This is a genomic window from Bacillus infantis NRRL B-14911 (genome assembly GCF_000473245.1).
GTDB lineage: Bacteria > Bacillota > Bacilli > Bacillales > Cytobacillaceae > Bacillus_AB > Bacillus_AB infantis.
Window position 1 is genome coordinate 3627797 of record NC_022524.1, and the last position, 15771, is coordinate 3643567.

General features: G+C 46.8%; 17 protein-coding genes. 3 read left to right on the plus strand and 14 right to left on the minus strand.

Annotated elements, in window-relative coordinates:
* Positions 1-31: 31 nt before the first annotated feature.
* Positions 32-217, minus strand: coding sequence for a hypothetical protein (locus N288_RS18300; RefSeq protein ID WP_009791720.1), 186 nt, complete (start codon positions 215-217; stop codon positions 32-34).
* Between the two features lie 77 nt (positions 218-294).
* Here N288_RS18300 and N288_RS18305 point away from each other — a divergent pair, with 77 nt between their 5' ends.
* Positions 295-747: a universal stress protein gene (locus N288_RS18305; protein WP_009791719.1), complete on the plus strand. Its 453-nt coding sequence runs from the start codon at positions 295-297 to the stop codon at positions 745-747.
* A 40-nt stretch (positions 748-787) separates the two neighbouring features.
* Here N288_RS18305 and argH read toward each other — a convergent pair whose 3' ends face one another.
* Together argH and N288_RS18315 are read right to left on the minus strand one after the other, a co-directional pair.
* Positions 788-2176, minus strand: coding sequence for an argininosuccinate lyase (argH, locus tag N288_RS18310; protein ID WP_009791718.1), 1389 nt, complete (start codon positions 2174-2176; stop codon positions 788-790).
* Entirely contained in the window at positions 2173-3378 is a 1206-nt protein-coding gene (locus N288_RS18315; protein WP_009791717.1) for an argininosuccinate synthase, read from the minus strand. The genes argH and N288_RS18315 overlap by 4 nt, the downstream gene beginning before the upstream one ends.
* Before the next feature lie 225 nt (positions 3379-3603).
* On the opposite strand from N288_RS18315, the gene N288_RS18320 reads away from it, so the two are divergent.
* Complete coding sequence (locus N288_RS18320; protein ID WP_022544274.1) at positions 3604-3918, plus strand: hypothetical protein; 315 nt, start codon at positions 3604-3606, stop codon at positions 3916-3918.
* Positions 3919-3991: 73 nt separating this feature from the next.
* Here N288_RS18320 and N288_RS18325 read toward each other — a convergent pair whose 3' ends face one another.
* The 9 genes from N288_RS18325 to sppA form a co-directional block, all read right to left on the minus strand.
* On the minus strand, positions 3992-4507 hold the full coding sequence (locus tag N288_RS18325; RefSeq protein WP_009795327.1) for a MogA/MoaB family molybdenum cofactor biosynthesis protein: 516 nt from the start codon (positions 4505-4507) through the stop codon (positions 3992-3994).
* Positions 4507-5346, minus strand: a complete 840-nt coding sequence (locus N288_RS18330; protein ID WP_009795328.1) for an EcsC family protein — start codon at positions 5344-5346, stop codon at positions 4507-4509. The genes N288_RS18325 and N288_RS18330 overlap by 1 nt, the downstream gene beginning before the upstream one ends.
* A gap of 138 nt (positions 5347-5484) precedes the next feature.
* Positions 5485-6672, minus strand: coding sequence for an acetate kinase (locus N288_RS18335; protein ID WP_009795330.1), 1188 nt, complete (start codon positions 6670-6672; stop codon positions 5485-5487).
* A 494-nt stretch (positions 6673-7166) separates the two neighbouring features.
* Positions 7167-8153, minus strand: coding sequence for a class I SAM-dependent methyltransferase (locus N288_RS18340; protein WP_022544275.1), 987 nt, complete (start codon positions 8151-8153; stop codon positions 7167-7169).
* Between the two features lie 154 nt (positions 8154-8307).
* On the minus strand, positions 8308-8808 hold the full coding sequence (gene tpx / locus N288_RS18345) for a thiol peroxidase (protein ID WP_009795332.1): 501 nt from the start codon (positions 8806-8808) through the stop codon (positions 8308-8310).
* A 141-nt stretch (positions 8809-8949) separates the two neighbouring features.
* Positions 8950-9438 carry a GerW family sporulation protein gene (ytfJ, locus tag N288_RS18350; protein WP_022544276.1) on the minus strand — a complete coding sequence of 163 codons (489 nt, stop codon included), beginning with the start codon at positions 9436-9438 and terminating at the stop codon, positions 8950-8952.
* Positions 9439-9456: 18 nt separating this feature from the next.
* Positions 9457-10158, minus strand: a complete 702-nt coding sequence (locus N288_RS18355) for a DUF2953 domain-containing protein (protein ID WP_009795334.1) — start codon at positions 10156-10158, stop codon at positions 9457-9459.
* Between the two features lie 146 nt (positions 10159-10304).
* A complete protein-coding gene (locus N288_RS18360) occupies positions 10305-10808 on the minus strand; it encodes an RDD family protein (RefSeq protein ID WP_009795335.1) in 504 nt (167 codons plus the stop codon).
* Between the two features lie 13 nt (positions 10809-10821).
* Positions 10822-11829 (minus strand): signal peptide peptidase SppA, encoded by a 1008-nt coding sequence (gene sppA / locus N288_RS18365; RefSeq protein ID WP_022544277.1) that lies wholly within the window; start codon positions 11827-11829, stop codon positions 10822-10824.
* 144 nt (positions 11830-11973) lie between these two features.
* On the opposite strand from sppA, the gene N288_RS18370 reads away from it, so the two are divergent.
* Positions 11974-12777 carry an NAD kinase gene (locus tag N288_RS18370; RefSeq protein WP_035403221.1) on the plus strand — a complete coding sequence of 268 codons (804 nt, stop codon included), beginning with the start codon at positions 11974-11976 and terminating at the stop codon, positions 12775-12777.
* 235 nt (positions 12778-13012) lie between these two features.
* Here the strand turns inward: N288_RS18370 and rarD are convergent, their stop codons facing one another.
* Both rarD and N288_RS18380 read right to left on the minus strand, forming a co-directional pair.
* The gene (gene rarD / locus N288_RS18375) at positions 13013-13939 is read right to left on the minus strand and encodes an EamA family transporter RarD (protein WP_009795338.1); all 927 of its coding nucleotides are present in this window, start codon (positions 13937-13939) and stop codon (positions 13013-13015) included.
* Between the two features lie 94 nt (positions 13940-14033).
* Positions 14034-15638: an amidohydrolase gene (locus N288_RS18380; RefSeq protein ID WP_022544279.1), complete on the minus strand. Its 1605-nt coding sequence runs from the start codon at positions 15636-15638 to the stop codon at positions 14034-14036.
* Positions 15639-15771: the final 133 nt, after the last annotated feature.

A 15771-nucleotide genomic window follows, 5' to 3' on the forward strand; every position in this document is an offset into this window, starting at 1 on the left:
CAGGACAGCGCCCTGCACTTTTTTCAATGTTTTATTTTGTTTCCTCTTCGCTGCTGTAAGTGTCGACTCTTCCATTTTCCTGATCGATGACACCGCTGTTGTACGAATCCATGATTTGTGCACTTACCTGGCTGTGTCCCTGGTCGTCATAGATATAATGAGACTGCCCTTTCGGCTCTTTTGGCATCTTCATTTCCCCCTTATCGATTTTTTTCATCTATACTATCTTTCGAATTTCTGTAACAGTTATGCATTTTGGGGTAATGTATAATAAAGGTAAAGGAGGAGATGCAAATGACGCTCACGTACAAAAATATTTTAGTAGCAGTAGACGGTTCCAAGGAAGCGGAATGGGCCTTCAAGAAGGCGGTCGGGATCGCAGTCAGGAACAAAGCCAGGCTGACCCTTGCCCACATTATCGATACGCGCACCTTCGCAACTGTCGAAGCCTATGACAGGACGATTGCTGAAAGGGCTGACATGTTTGCAGCCGAGCTGCTTAAAAAATATCAGCAGGAAGCAGTGGAGGCTGGAGTAGAAAATGTGGAATATGTGACAGATTATGGTTCTCCGAAAGTAAAGATACCCAAGGAAATTGCCAAGGTCCAGCATGCAGATCTCATTGTCTGCGGGGCAACTGGTTTGAATGCAGTTGAACGCTTCCTGATCGGCAGCGTTTCCGAACATATCACCCGCTATGCCCCATGTGATGTGCTTGTGGTCAGGACCGAAAAGGACCCGGAATAATAGTTAAAAGGCCGCTGCTTCCCTGCAGCGGCCTTTATTGTTATGAGTAGGCTTTATCCTTCAGGCGCCCTTTTGCTTTTTCCAGCGCCTTCTTTATTTGGGCAAACCCTGTTCCGCCCTGGCTGTTCCTTCTTGCAACAGCCGCCCGCGGGTCAAGGACCTCGTAAATATCCTCCTCAAAAAGGGTGCTTGCCTCCTTATACACTTCCATCGGCAGGCCGGAAAGGAAGCAGCCTCTGTTCACACAATCAAGGACAAGCTTCCCGACAATTTCGTGGGCTTCCCTGAATGGCAAGCCTTTACCGGAAAGATAGTCAGCCAGTTCTGTCGCATTGGAAAAATCGCTTTTCGTGGCCTTTTCCATTACTTCACTGTTAACCGTCATGGACCCAACCATGCCGGAAAAAATTTTAAGTGAGCCAATAACCGTTTTAACTGTATCAAACATTCCCTCTTTATCTTCCTGCATATCTTTGTTATAAGCAAGAGGCAGCCCCTTCAGCACTGTGAGCAGGCCGACAAGGTTGCCGTAGACGCGGCCGGTTTTTCCGCGTATCAGTTCTGCCATGTCTGGGTTTTTCTTTTGCGGCATAATGCTGCTTCCTGTAGCAAAACTGTCATCGAGCTCGATGAACCGGAATTCCTGGCTCGACCAGAGAATGATTTCCTCGCTGAAACGGGACAGATGCATCATCAGAATGCTGCTTGCTGAAAGGAATTCAAGGATAAAGTCCCTGTCGCTTACAGCATCCATGCTGTTTTCATAGATGTCATCAAACCCAAGCAGACTGGCTGTCAGCTCGCGGTCGATTGGAAAGGTTGTACCGGCAAGGGCGCCTGCACCAAGAGGAGAAACATTGATCCTTTTCAGATTCTCGCTGTATCTCTCCTTATCCCTTTCCAGCATCCAGAAATAAGCCATCAAGTGATGCGCAAATGAAATGGGCTGTGCTCTCTGAAGATGAGTATAGCCCGGCATGAGGGTTTCCACATTCTCCTCTGCCTGGGAAAGCAGAGCTGCCTGGAGCTCTTCAATCAGCTTGATAACATGTGCTGCCTGTTTCTTTAAATACAAGTGCATATCTGTTGCTACCTGATCATTCCTGCTTCTGCCTGTATGAAGCTTGCCGCCGACAGGCCCGATTTCGTCCGTAAGCAAGCTTTCCAGGTTCAGATGTATATCCTCCAGCTTTACAGAGAAAGGAAGCCCTTCCTCCTGGGACTTTTCCTTTAACAGCTTGAGTCCCTTCTGGATCTGAGCTGCTTCCTCCTGTTCAATAATCCCGCAGCGGGACAGCATTTCCACGTGTGCAAGGCTTCCCTCTATATCTTCCTCAACAAGCTCCTGGTCAAAGGAGATGGAGGCTCCGAATTCATCGACCCATTCTTCTGCCGATTTCGTGAATCTTCCTCCCCAAAGCTTTTTCACACTGTCACCTTCTTATTCTGGACAATGCTTTGAACCTTGGTCGGCAGGCCCCATAACTGGATAAAACCAACCGCGGCATTATGGTCGAATTCATCTTCAGATGTATATGTGGCCAATTTTTCATCATAAAGGGAAAAAGGAGATTTTCTGCCTTCGACGATGCTGTGCCCCTTGAACAATTTCACCCTTACAGTTCCTGTCACATGCTTTTGCGTTTCCTCAAGGAAAGCCGTTAAAGCCTTTTTCAATGGCGAGAACCAAAGCCCTTCATAGATCAGCTCAGTCAGTTTTTTCTCGATGACAGGCTTGAAATGGGCAAGCTCTTTAACAAGCGTGAGGTCTTCAAGCTCTTTATGCGCTTTGATCAGCGTCATGGCTCCCGGACACTCATAGACTTCCCTTGATTTAATGCCGACAAGTCTGTTCTCAACATGGTCAATGCGCCCGACTCCATGCTTGCCTGCCATCAGATTCAGCTCCAGAATCAACTCGGATAACGGATAAGCTTTGCCGTTCAGGCTTACCGGCACCCCTTTGCTGAATTCGATTTCTACGATATCAGGTGTGTCAGGCGTATACTCAAGGCTTGTTGTCAGGTCGTAGGCCTCTTCAGGCGGAGCCGCCCACGGATCTTCCAGAATCCCGCACTCATTGCTGCGGCCCCAAAGGTTCTGGTCTATTGAGAACGGAGAATCCAGATTGATCGGAATCGGGATATTATTATCCTTTGCATATTGGATTTCTTCTTCTCTGGACCATTTCCATTCCCTTACAGGCGCGAGCACCTTGAGGTCTGGATTAAGTGCCTGGATCGATACCTCGAATCTTACCTGGTCATTTCCTTTTCCTGTACAGCCATGCGCAACAGCAGCGGCGCCTTCCTTTTCAGCCACTTCAACAAGCTTTTTAGCAATAAGAGGCCTGGAAAGAGCAGATACAAGCGGGTATTTGCCTTCATAAAGAGCATGCGCCTGAAGGGCAGCAAGTGCATATTCATTCGCAAACTCTTCTTTCACATCCAGTACATATGACTGGACTGCTCCCACTTTAAGCGCCTTTTCCTGGATGAACTTCAAATCCTTGCCTTCCCCAACGTCAAGGCAGCACGCAACCACTGAGTATCCCTGGTCGCCAAGCCATTTGATCGCCACAGAAGTATCCAGTCCGCCTGAGTATGCTAAAACAACTTTTTGATTTGACATGAAAATTTCCTCCTCTATAGATGAACGAATAAATATTCATTTAAATTATGTTTTTATACAATTAACTAGTTAATACTCTAACAATATTCCAGGATTAATTCAATAGTTATTCGTTAAAATGTATAAAAATTTATTGGTGACAGGCACCTATACCAGTCGGCCGACTGGTATAGGTGCCTGTCACCATGTACAATAAAAGCAGCCTATTTTTGGGGGACGGATGAGATGGAGGATGTTTTCATTTTGGATAAGCGCCTGGGGATTGCTGTTCCTGTGCTGGATGGCGAGTGGGAAGAGTACCCGCAGGAAGAGCGCCAGGAAATTCTGTTTACTTGGGAGAAGATACGCGGGGGGATCCCGGACAGGATATCAGAGCTTGAGACGCAGATAAACCGCAGACAGGACCAGCTCGCAGATGAAGAGAATTTTGAGCTTTCATGCAAATTGAACAGTGAGATCGCTGATCTTGCTTCCATCATCAACGATCTTTGGCTGTGGTACAGGGCTAATCAGGAAATCGGGGGAAAGCTGCATCGCTGATTTAAGCTCTATAGAGAATATTATTCAGGCAAAGCAAAAAGGCGGGGCGCCATGATGGCGCCCCGCCCCCTTTTTATACAAGATCTTTCTTTACTTCCCTTATAACATGCCCCAGCTCCGGGATGATCAATTTATTCATGGCCAGCCTTACTGCACCTGAAGATCCCGGTGTGGAAAAGACAGCTGTATTCTCGATGATGCCCGCAGAAGCGCGGGAGAGAATTGCAGCAGAGCCGATGTCCTCCTTGTAGCTCAGCATACGGAATAATTCCCCGAAGCCGCTAATTTCCTTTTGATAAAGTGCACTCACCGTTTCAATGGTTACATCCCTTAAAGCGATTCCTGTCCCGCCATTGGTAAGGACTGCATCGATATCCGGATCTGAACATCCCTCCAGGACCGCCTGACGGATCTTTTCTTTTTCATCGGCGACAATCTGGTAGGAACTTACCCTGTGGCCCTCTGCTTCAAGAAGTTCCTTCATCAGCCTCCCGCTTTTATCGGTCTCCGAATTTCTTGTATCACTGATGGTAATAATTTTGCATCTGACTGTTTTGGGGGCTTCTTTTTTGTGTTCCTCGCTGCTCATCAAACTTCACCCTGTTTCTTCAGCAGATACCTGTACTGATAATATTTATGGGCAAAATCAGTGACCTTCCTTGTAAACTGATAGTTTGCCCCTGCTCCTATGGCCATGCTGACAAGCGGGATGCCCTGGATGGATTTCTTTTTGAAAGCCGTTATAGCCAGGCCTTTAAACAGCTGTTTGATTGGCTGGCCCATCCAGGCAATGTCCGTCAGTTCCTCCTGGCCCTCATAAAAATAAGCTTCTTCCGCATTCTCCAGTTCGGCCAGAAGCTGGTCCCAGGCCTGCCCCTGAAGCCGCGGCGGCAGGATCGATGCACAAAACACCTTTAAAGAAGCCATCATCTCATAAGGTGTGTTCACTTCAATCCCATATGTCATCGCGATGAGCTGGACTGCACGCAAATTGATGACAGCCATGGCAGGAAGATCGGATCCAAGCAGCAGCACACCGCCGGTCCCCGATGCCCCTCCCTGTGCAAATGAGTAAAGGCGGTGGCGGGCAATCTGCTGATTGGCTATGTATTGCAGCTGATTGATGTCCAATGAAGCCAGATCTTCCACTGTTTCAATGCCGGCATCAAAGATGCGGCCTGCAGATAGGATTCGTTCCTTTGCATCCAGCTGGAGCTGTGAGCTTTGGATCAAGGCATGGAGATGGAACAGCCAGTTATCCAGGGAAGCAAAAAATTGCTGCTGAGTTTTCTCGGGAAGCAGCAGGAACGCCTTTTCTAAATATTTGTCATAGGTCAGCTCCAAATCATTGGATTCATACTGTGCCAGCTTGTCTTCCCATTGTGCGATCTCAGATAAAGCCTGTTCTTCCCGTCCGTTTAGTGCCATATCTTCATCCTCCTTGCCGGTGTTTTTGTTCAGTATAGCATATTGATTCAGGCAAATCCTGTTTCATTGGATGGAGAAGGCAGAAAAACAAAAGGACAAAAAAGCCTTGGCTTCTTTGTCCTTTCAATCATTCAAATATTATTTCGCAAGCCTTACAACATCCCTGGCAATCATAACTTCTTCATTTGTCGGAATAATGATAACCTTGACCGGTGAGTGAGGATAGTTGACAAACGTTTCCTCACCGCGGACCTTGTTCAATGCAGGGTCCCAATATACGCCCATGAATTCCAGTCCCTGAAGGACACGCTCGCGGATTTCAGCACTGTTTTCGCCGATGCCTGCTGTAAAGATAATGGCATCAACTCCGTACATGCGTGAAGCATAAGAGCCGATATATTTGTGGATCCGGTTTGCAAACACTTCGAGAGCAAGCTCTGCTCTTTCGTTTCCTTCAGACGCTTGTACCTCGATGTCGCGAAGGTCGCTTGAGAAGCCAGAAACTCCAAGCATTCCGCTCTCTTTATTCAGTACATTAAGCACTTCGTCAGCTGACTTGCCTGTTTTCTCCATGATGAATGGAATCAAAGCAGGGTCAATATTCCCTGAACGGGTACCCATTGTCACACCGGCAAGAGGTGTGAAGCCCATGGATGTATCAATTGATTTTCCGCCTTCAATGGCCGCGATGCTTGCACCGTTCCCCAGGTGGCAGGAAAGCAGGCGAAGCTGCTCAAGCGGACGGCCAAGAAGCTCTGCTGCACGCTCTGATACATATTTATGTGAAGTTCCGTGGAAGCCGTATTTACGGATGCCGAACTTCTCATAATACTCATAAGGAAGGCTGTACAGGAATGAGCTTTCAGGCATAGTCTGATGGAACGCAGTATCAAAGACAGCTACTGCCGGTACATTTGGAAGCACCTGCTGGAATGCCTTGATTCCTGTAATATTTGCAGGGTTGTGAAGAGGTGCCAGCTCGGAAAGTGCATCGATTTTGCTCAGTACCTCTTCCGTGATAACCGCAGAATCTGCAAACTCTTCTCCACCGTGTACTACACGGTGGCCGATTCCTTCAATTTCATCCAGTGATTCGATGATCTTCAGATCAGTCAGCTTATTGAGCAGAAGCTTGACTGCAACCTCATGATCAGGGATTTCCGTTACTTCCGTCTGCTTCTCTCCGTTAACAGAAATACTGAAAACTGCATCGTTCAGACCGATTCGTTCAATAAGACCTTTTGTGATTACTTCTTCGCTTGGCATTTCAAATAATTGAAATTTCAATGAAGAACTTCCAGCATTAATTGCAATAATTTTTGCCACGATATGTCGCTCCTTTTAAATGCGGACTCGCATACGTCCTGTATGTTTAACCAGTGCAATGGGGACCATGGGGAAATATGTATCTCTTTTCCCTCCAGGATGCCAGCCTTTATATAACACCGATGCTAATCTAATGCCTGATGTGGTACACATTTATTGTGTGCAACTGGCATCATTTTATCTCTCAATTCCCCATTTAATCACTGTGCTTGCATGATTTCAAGGAACATTCAAAATTGGTATCGTTTACAGTTAAAATTAAATGTATTCCGACATTTCGGTGATTTCCGTTTCATATTTTCCATTACCCCTGCGGCTCTTCAGCTAAAACAGAACTTCCAATTAAAGACTCCAGACTAAATGCGGCAGCATCCTCTTAACACTCTCCGGAAGACTTATGCCAGCAGGTTTTAAGTCTGGACAGCTCCATTAATATTTTCTTCTCATTCAAATAGAAAAAGCATGATCCAGTTTGGGACCATGCTTTTTGCACTCTATATCTTATTTTCCCTGAACCAGGCATCCACCTGCTTAAGGATTCTCTCGACCTGTTCCGTTTTTGAAAGGCTCGGCATGTTTACAAGCAGGGCTTGCTTTGGAGCTGTGACCCCTTCACCCTTTTTCTGGAGGATAAAGACGCTTTTTGCGGCATTTTTATTTTTAAACAATGTTTCCGGGAGCTGGAGCAGGCCCTGGATGATGCTTGTCTTGCTTATATACGCCTTCAGTTTGTCCGCCTGTTCGCTTTCAAACAGGCCATTTGGCACAATCAGGAACAGATAGCCGCCTTCCTTAACATGGCGCATGCTCTGTTCCAGGAAAAGGTGATGGGCATAAGAATGGCCCTCGTCTGCCTTCAGCTCATAGTCCTGCGCCCTTATGTCGTTTGGATAATACCCCACTGGAAGGTCGCTGATGACTGCATCCACGCTTTCAATGAACAGCGGCTCAAGGCTGTCCTGGTTATAGAATTGGATGGGGTGCTTCTGGAGGTTGGCATTGATGTAGGCAAGCTTAATGAGGAGGTCGTCCACATCTGACCCGACTGCTTCAATGCTTTTTCCTTCCTGCTGATTGATGACAGTCGTAAGGAGATTGCCTGTCCCGACCGCTGGATCCAGAAGGCGGAAAGATTTCGCCCCGACAAATTTATTCACCAGATAACCTGTCAGCATTCCGACAGCATCCGGTGTCATCTGGTGGTTTGGCTGCACATTTTCCTTCATGCCCTTTAAAATGGCCAGCTGAAACGACTTTCTGATATTCTCGCTTGTATATAGGTCAAGATTCAGCGACTCATAGCTTTTTTTCAGCCTTTTTACATTAAGCTCACTGAGTCCGTCCTGGAGAATGGACTCTTGAAAAATATTATCGCCTGTTTCTGCAAGCGCCTCTAAATATGTACATTGCAGCTCTTCCTGCAAGATCATAGCTGTTTCATTAAAGACTGAGAACAGTTCTTCTACGGGAGTGATACTCACTAATTCATTCCTCCTGCTAAAATATTATTGTCTTATTGTAACGGGGTTCCGGCAGGATCACAAGCCCGCCGCCTGCCATTCAGGAGATTAAGGAATACAGCCTGGGCATTCTTAAGGCATACAAAAACCCCGATTGCCCGGGGTTCTTCGAAGTTTATTCAGCTTGCCTTGCAGCTTCCACTGCAGCTTCGTAGTCAGGATGGTCAGTTGCTTCGCTCACATATTGGGCATAAACCACTTTGTCATTGGAATCAACAACAAATACTGCCCGTGCAAGAAGGCGGAGCTCCTTTATTGCTACTCCGTAAGCTTCACCGAAAGAAAGGTCGCGGTGGTCTGAAACTGTCTGCACATTTTCAATGCCGGCAGCTGCGCACCAGCGCTTCTGTGCGAAAGGAAGATCTACGCTGACTGTAAGAACTTTTACATTATCAAGCTTTGATGCTTCTTCATTGAATCGGCGCGTCTGAGCGTCGCAAACGCCTGTATCAATAGAGGGAACAACACTAATCAGTCTTACCTGGCCCTTGGAATCCGCAAGCGTTACCTCAGATAAGTCATTGGCAAGCACTTTGAATTCCGGAGCCTGGTCTCCTGCTTTCACTTCATTCCCCAGCAAAGTAACCGGATTTCCTTTAAAAGTAATTGATGCCATTGGTTTCTTCCTCCTTATTTTTCATATATGTACAGTGCAATCATACTTCCTGGAAAATCATTTTGCAATGAAAAGCCATTTATTCCGGCAATAGAAAAGGCTGTCTCCGGGGAAGAAGACCAGCCTTTTCAAACATCCATTTTAGAAGTCCAGGTCATGCTTTGGTCCATTGTATTCGTTCGAGCGGTTCTGGCTGCTTTGGCCTTCGCTCTTTCCATCCTGGCTGCTGTTCCCTGATCCGTTATTTTTTGACATCATCTGCTGGATCTTATCAACAGCCTGAGGGGCCAAATCAAGGATTTTTTCATATAGATGTGTGCTCTCGTCCAGATGGACCATTTTAACTCCGTGGGAACTTACGATTAAAAAAGCAATCGGCGTTATGGAAACTCCGCCGCCGCTTCCTCCGCCAAACGGATGCTTCGGTTTGCCTTCTCCCTCGCGGCCTGAACCTTCAAGCATGAACTCACTGCCGCCTGCTGCAAAGCCGAAACCGACCTTTGATACGGTAAGGATCACACTTCCATCAGGAGTTTCAACCGGGTCCCCGATGATTGTATTCACATCAATCATTTCTTTCAAATTTTCCATTGCGGTCGTCATCAAGCCTTGTATCGGATGATCAGACATAATAAACTTCCTCCTCATCTAAACGGATTTTGTTTTATTATCAGATAGCACGGATAACGGCTTTGTCCTAAAGTCCGGCATTCCGCCTTTCCAATATTTAATCAGTTTAATTCCTGCCAACATAGCTTGCCCGATGCGGAATTGAAACATACATGAAAAACGGGTTTGGGAAACTGCAGCCTGAAAATGGGGGGTCACCGACAAAACGGGCATGTCCCTCATCCTCATATAGTGGCTGAGAATGCCGACCAGGCTTCCTTTTGCAGACCAGATTATCCCTGCAAGGACAGCAGTGTGCGCCGCATCACCGATTCCGGCCAATGTATGCCATTCGATATCCCTGATTGCCACCTTTTTCAGAAATCGCCGGATGATCGTGTGGAGGCCAAATACATGGCGTATCAGCTCCTCAGCATCCTTGATACTGTTCAGGAAGTCCTCCGGCGTGAACTTTTTCCGGTCTTCCTGCTTCTTCTCCTCCTCCCGGCCGGCTTCCACTTTCTCTTCAACCACAATGGAAGGGGAGTCATCATCGATTTTTATCAGCGGAACCTGTATGTTATAGCGGATAAGCCCCAACCAGGCCCGGAACTTTATTGATATATGGTCATTGTCCTGGCCATGATAAAAGTTAAAGTAAACTGTTAGCTTTGAGAAAAGAAGAATAATGAGCAAAAGCAGAATGACTGCCGCTGCTGCTCCAAGGATCAGCCACCACATCCGATCACCCCCTATTAACAGGCTGGTGTATTTTTTCGCATTAGTCTCCTGCTAAAGATATCCAGACGCTAAATCTAGGCTTTCCTTTTGGGAAAAAAAATAAACCTGCCGGCAGCAGGCCGGCAGGCGATTCTTTCAATTATTCCTTATTTTCTTTCGTGAATAACGCTTGTATCGGCAAACAGGTCATGAAGCCCCTGTTTTTTCGGCAGAAAAGCGACAATGACATAGCCAATATAAATAGTGGCTGAAATGAAACGACCGATCCACTCCCTGAACAATATGGTGCTCCAGGACATTTCTTCATCTTTAAGACTGACTACTTTCAGCCCAAATATCATTTTCCCGAGCGTCTGCCTGAAATACTTTGTCATCAGGACAAAATAGGCATAAAAAATGATGCTTGTTACGATATTTGCGGGAGTGAAAATCCCGGAATCGGCAAGGGGAAGATCCGCCGCCCGAAAAATCGGATGCACGATAATGCGGTTAATGCTGCCTATGACAATGAGATCGGCCAGATACGCCCAGAACCTCATCCAGAAACCGGCAAAACGGACTGATGCCGCATGATCTTCATATGACGGGCTGGCTGGTGAATGATTGTCAGCAGGCAAATCCTTGTCCAAATGGCTGTCTAATGTGGTCATTTGCCATCCCTCCTCATTCTGAATACATGTACATCAGCCGCGGGGCATTCGGCTGTGACAACAGCTTCATCATGCCGGCCATTTCAATATCATCGCCCATCACTTTCCGCGCACCCATGCTGAACAAGGAGCCAAAGCCCATATTTTCCGAATAGCTGACTACCTGTGCACCCTTAAGCTTATGGTCTTTCTCCAGTTCATCTACAACATCTTCAAAGAAGCCGAAACCATCAATCAGATTGAGCTCTTTTGCCTGGCGGCCGTCATAGATCCGTCCGTCGGCGATTTTCCTCACCTGATCTGCCGGGATGCCCCTTCCTTCTGAAATGACTTTAACAAAGCCCTCATAAGAATTGTCGATCATAGACTGGAGGATCTCCCGTTCTTCTTCCGTCATCTCCCTTGAAGGGCTCATAATATCTTTGTAAGGTCCACTCTTGATCGTGACAAATTCTACGCCATACTTTTCGGCAAGCCCTGCATAATTATATCCCTGCATGATGACACCCAGGGAGCCTGTCAGGGTTTCAGGACTGGCATAGATTTTTTCAGCAGGTGCTGAAATATAATAGCCGCCGGAAGCAGCCATGGACCCCATTGATATGTACACAGGCTTTTTCGCTTCCTTCTGGATTTCCACGATCTTATCATGGATCTCCGAGCTTTCCACTACACCGCCACCCGGGGAATTCACGCGAAGAATGACCGCTTTCACACTATCATCCTCTTTAACATGGTCCAGCTTTTTCATGAAAGATTTGTGGTTATAGCCGGGACTGGCAAACAGTGAGCTGGCATCTCCTGCATCCTGGATGGTCCCATCTACATTCAGGACGGCAATTTTCTTTGAACTGCTGCCCGGTTCAATGATTTCTTCAGAAAATGCTTCATCAACTGGAAACATATCCGCAAATGTGCTTTCGGCATTTCTAAATGCGAAAGTCGACAGCACACTAGTAATAATGGAGAAAAACAGCAGTGCAGCGGCTATTCCAAGAGCCGCCCATCTTTTCCCATTCATATCTTCTCCTCCTTTTTTTCCTTTTCCAAGTGTTAATACGCAATAACTTTTAAAATGTTTCAAAAACATGTACACTGATGACAATAAACGTTATTGCCGCAAAATACCAATCATACGCAAATATTATCATTTTGAATGGGAGGAATGAAAGTGACGCGCCGAAACTTATATTTTTACCATAAGAAAGATTCTGAAATGATGGAAAAAGCAGGCCATCTTTATGAGCTTGCCGAAAAATACGGCTTTACCATAGTCAATGACTTTAAACAGGCTAATATCATTGTGAGCATTGGCGGTGACGGGACATTTCTTCAGGCGGTCCGCAAGACCGGCTTCCGCGAGGACTGCCTGTACGCGGGCATCTCTACGACCGGCACATTAAGCATGTACTGCGATTTCCATATTGATGACACATCCAAGATGGTTGAAGCGATGGCCAATGAGCAGATTGAAGTCAGAAGATACCCGACGATGGAGATAAAGGTGGATGATGAATCCTCCTTCTATTGCCTGAATGAATTCAGCATCCGGTCTGCGATCATCAAAACATTTGTTATGGATGTATTTATCGATAATCTCCATTTCGAAACCTTCAGGGGCGACGGGATGATTGTCGCAACTCCGACAGGCAGTACAGCCTATAATAAATCGGTCAATGGCGCCATCGTTGACCCTATGCTCCCTTGCCTCCAGGTCAGCGAACTGGCATCCCTGAACAATAACCGCTACAGGACACTGGGTTCTTCATTCATCCTGAGCAGCGGCCGCAGCCTGACCCTCAGAGTCATCCAGGACGGCAATGACCATCCGACAATGGGAATGGACAACGAAGCACTAAGCATCCAGCATGTCGAAAAAATTGAAGCCAAACTGAGCGGCAAACAAATCAAGACTGTCAAACTTAAGGACAACTCCTTCTGGGAAAAGGTAAAGAGGAGTTTTCTATAAAAAGGCCAAGATTGTCTGAACAAGTCATGTATCCCAGGAGCCGGTTGGAATACATGACTTCCTTTTTTTTTCACACTTATGTATCCCAGGTGCCTGATGGAATACATGACTTTCTTTTTTTCTCCAGCCCATAACATCAAAATACAGTTCGTCCCACAGCCAAAAAGGCTCTTTGGCCGCTCCTGCCGAGGGATGTTCAAATTAGAAAAAGGAAGAGGCCGCTGCCTCTTCCTTTTTACATCCCCAGCCCTTTTCCATGCTTCCATTTCATATTGGCAAATAATTTCGTTCTGGACAGCGAGTAGACGGTCAAAGCAAGCCAAATGAACAAGAATGCAACCAGATGGGTCTTTGTGAATTCTTCACCATATACGAAAATGCCGAGCAGCAGTGTCAATGTCGGGGCGATATACTGCAGATAACCCAGCATGGAAAGCGGTATTTTCTGTGCCCCTTTGGCAAAATACAGAAGCGGGATCGCAGTGGCTGCTCCTGCACCGATCAGCAGGAGATCCGTTCCTGTGGAAATGGCCAGGAAGGACTGCTTTCCGGCTGCAAATAAATAAATCAGATATCCAAGTGCCAATGGCATGACAACCATCGTTTCGAGCGTCAGTCCAATGGCAGATTCCACCTTGATCAGTTTCTTTGCCAAACCGTAAAGGCCAAAAGATAAAGCAAGCACAACCGCAATCCATGGAAAACGTCCATAAGAGAGGGTCATGATAAGCACACCCGCTGCAGCCAGCAGGAAAGATACTGCCTGCACAGAGGAAAGCTTTTCTTTTAAAACAACTATTCCCAGAAGGACACTGACCAGCGGGTTGATATAGTAGCCAAGGCTTGCTTCAATCATTTGGCCGGAATTGACTGCCCAAATGTATATGAACCAGTTGCAGCTTATGAGCAAGGAAGCAATTGTCAGAGCGAGCATTTGCTTCTTGTTGTTCCGTATTCCTCTCAATGTCCGGACAAAATCCGGCCATTTCCTGGTCAGGACAAGTACAGCCAGCATAAAGATGAAGGACCAGAAAACCCGGCTGGCCAGGATTTCATCAGCACTCACATGATTGAGAAGCTTCCAGTAGATCGGCAGGATGCCCCATATCAAATAAGACAGCCCTGCGTACAGGGCCCCTTGTTTTACTTCAGTATCTGTCATTGTTGGTTAGCCTCGATTCTTTCTAATATCGAAATAATTATAAAGCCAAAAGAAAAAAACTGGCAACCTATTCGTTTTAGCAGGATTCGCTCGTTTAAATCTGTCCGCGCTTATAAACGGTTTTTCCTCCTATTACTGTCTCATTGACTCGTGTACGGAGGAGTGCCTCCGGATCTTCTTCGAATATATTCCGGTCAAGGATTGTGAAATCAGCAAGATATCCTTCCTTGATCATTCCCCTGTCAACTTCATGGCAGATTGCATATGCGCTGCCTTTTGTATATAAGGAAACAGCTTCGTACATGGATAATGCCTCCTCTTTGATATAGGCAATCCTCCCGGGGTCATCGCTGCTGGTTCTTGTAACCGCCGAATGGATGCCGAGGAGCGGGTCAGCCTGCTCGATTGGCGCATCAGATCCGCCTGCACATGGGATGCCTTCATCAAGCAATGTTTTCCAGGCATAACAGTAATCCATATGCTCTTCACCGATCCTGCTGATGACCCACGGAAAGTCAGAAGCCAGGAATCTTGGCTGTATATCCAGTATAAGAGGAAGCTTTTTTGCCCTTGAAATGAGTTCTTTCCGCAGTATCTGTGCATGAATGAGCCGGTCCCTGCCTTTTCCTTTCAGCGGGTATTTTTCAATGCTGTTCAGTGACATTTCAAAAGCCCTGTCACCGATGGCATGTATGGCCACCGGCATATCCAGCTCCCTGGCTTTTTTCAATAGCCCGTCAAGCTGATCCTGTGTAAAAATAGCCACTCCTGAGGTTGAAGGATCATCCGCATACGGATGGCTCAGCAAAGCAGTCCGGCCTCCCAATGCCCCGTCTGAAAAAATCTTCATTGCACCGAATTCTATCCACTCATCTCCGCCAAGATAATTTCCGCCCTCAAGCTTCATGTCATTGATTACCTCGTGATGGACGAGCAGGTGGGCCCGGAAAGGCAGTTTATCTTCACCGATGACCTCCTTGAAAGTCCTATAGGTCCCATGGAAACCGCCATAATAATTAAGATCCTCAGTATGTGCCCCTGTCAGGCCCAGTGCGTAGGCATCCTGGATGGCTGCACGCATTGCCGTCTCCAGATACTCCTTTGAAGCACCAGGGAGAATAGAGAAGATCAGCTCCTGTGCCTGGTCCTTCAGCAGGCCTGATGGAAGGCCTTCTTCATCTTTTTCAATGACTCCCCCTGGAGGGCAAATGGTTTCAGGGGTAATTCCGCCTGCTACCAATGCTTTCGAATTGACTGCAATTGCGTGCCGGCAGATCCTTTTCAGGCAGACTGGATGTCCAGGGACTGCTTCATCAAGCTCCTTTGCCAGAATGGGGGCAGGGATGTCCCATAAATTTTCGTTCCAGCCCTCGCCAATGACCCAGCTGCCTTTTGAAAACTTCCCTGCATACTCTTTAACTGCCTCCAGCACTTGCGATTTTGAGGTATAACCAGACAGATCAAGCCTTATCAGCCTCTCCCCATGCCCAATCAAATGCATATGGCTGTCCACAAAACCGGGCAGCATCAGCCTTCCCTCAAGGTCCCTCATTTCAGAGGGTTTTACCGAGAAGTTTCTTTTCAAGTCTTCCAGCGGCCCTGCCCTCAGGATCTTTCCATTCTCCGTCATAACCGCTTCGGCTTTATGCCCTTCTTCCTGAAGGGTATATATATGTCCTCCATGCCATAGTGTCCGCATCTTCTTATTGCTCCTTTTCTTCCTAATTCTGCACATAAAAATCCTCTGTGCCTGCTGATCTGATTATATCTTCTTTCGGGACACAAAAAAACTGAGCTTTAAAAAAGCTCAGCGAAATCTTTTTTATAGAGGA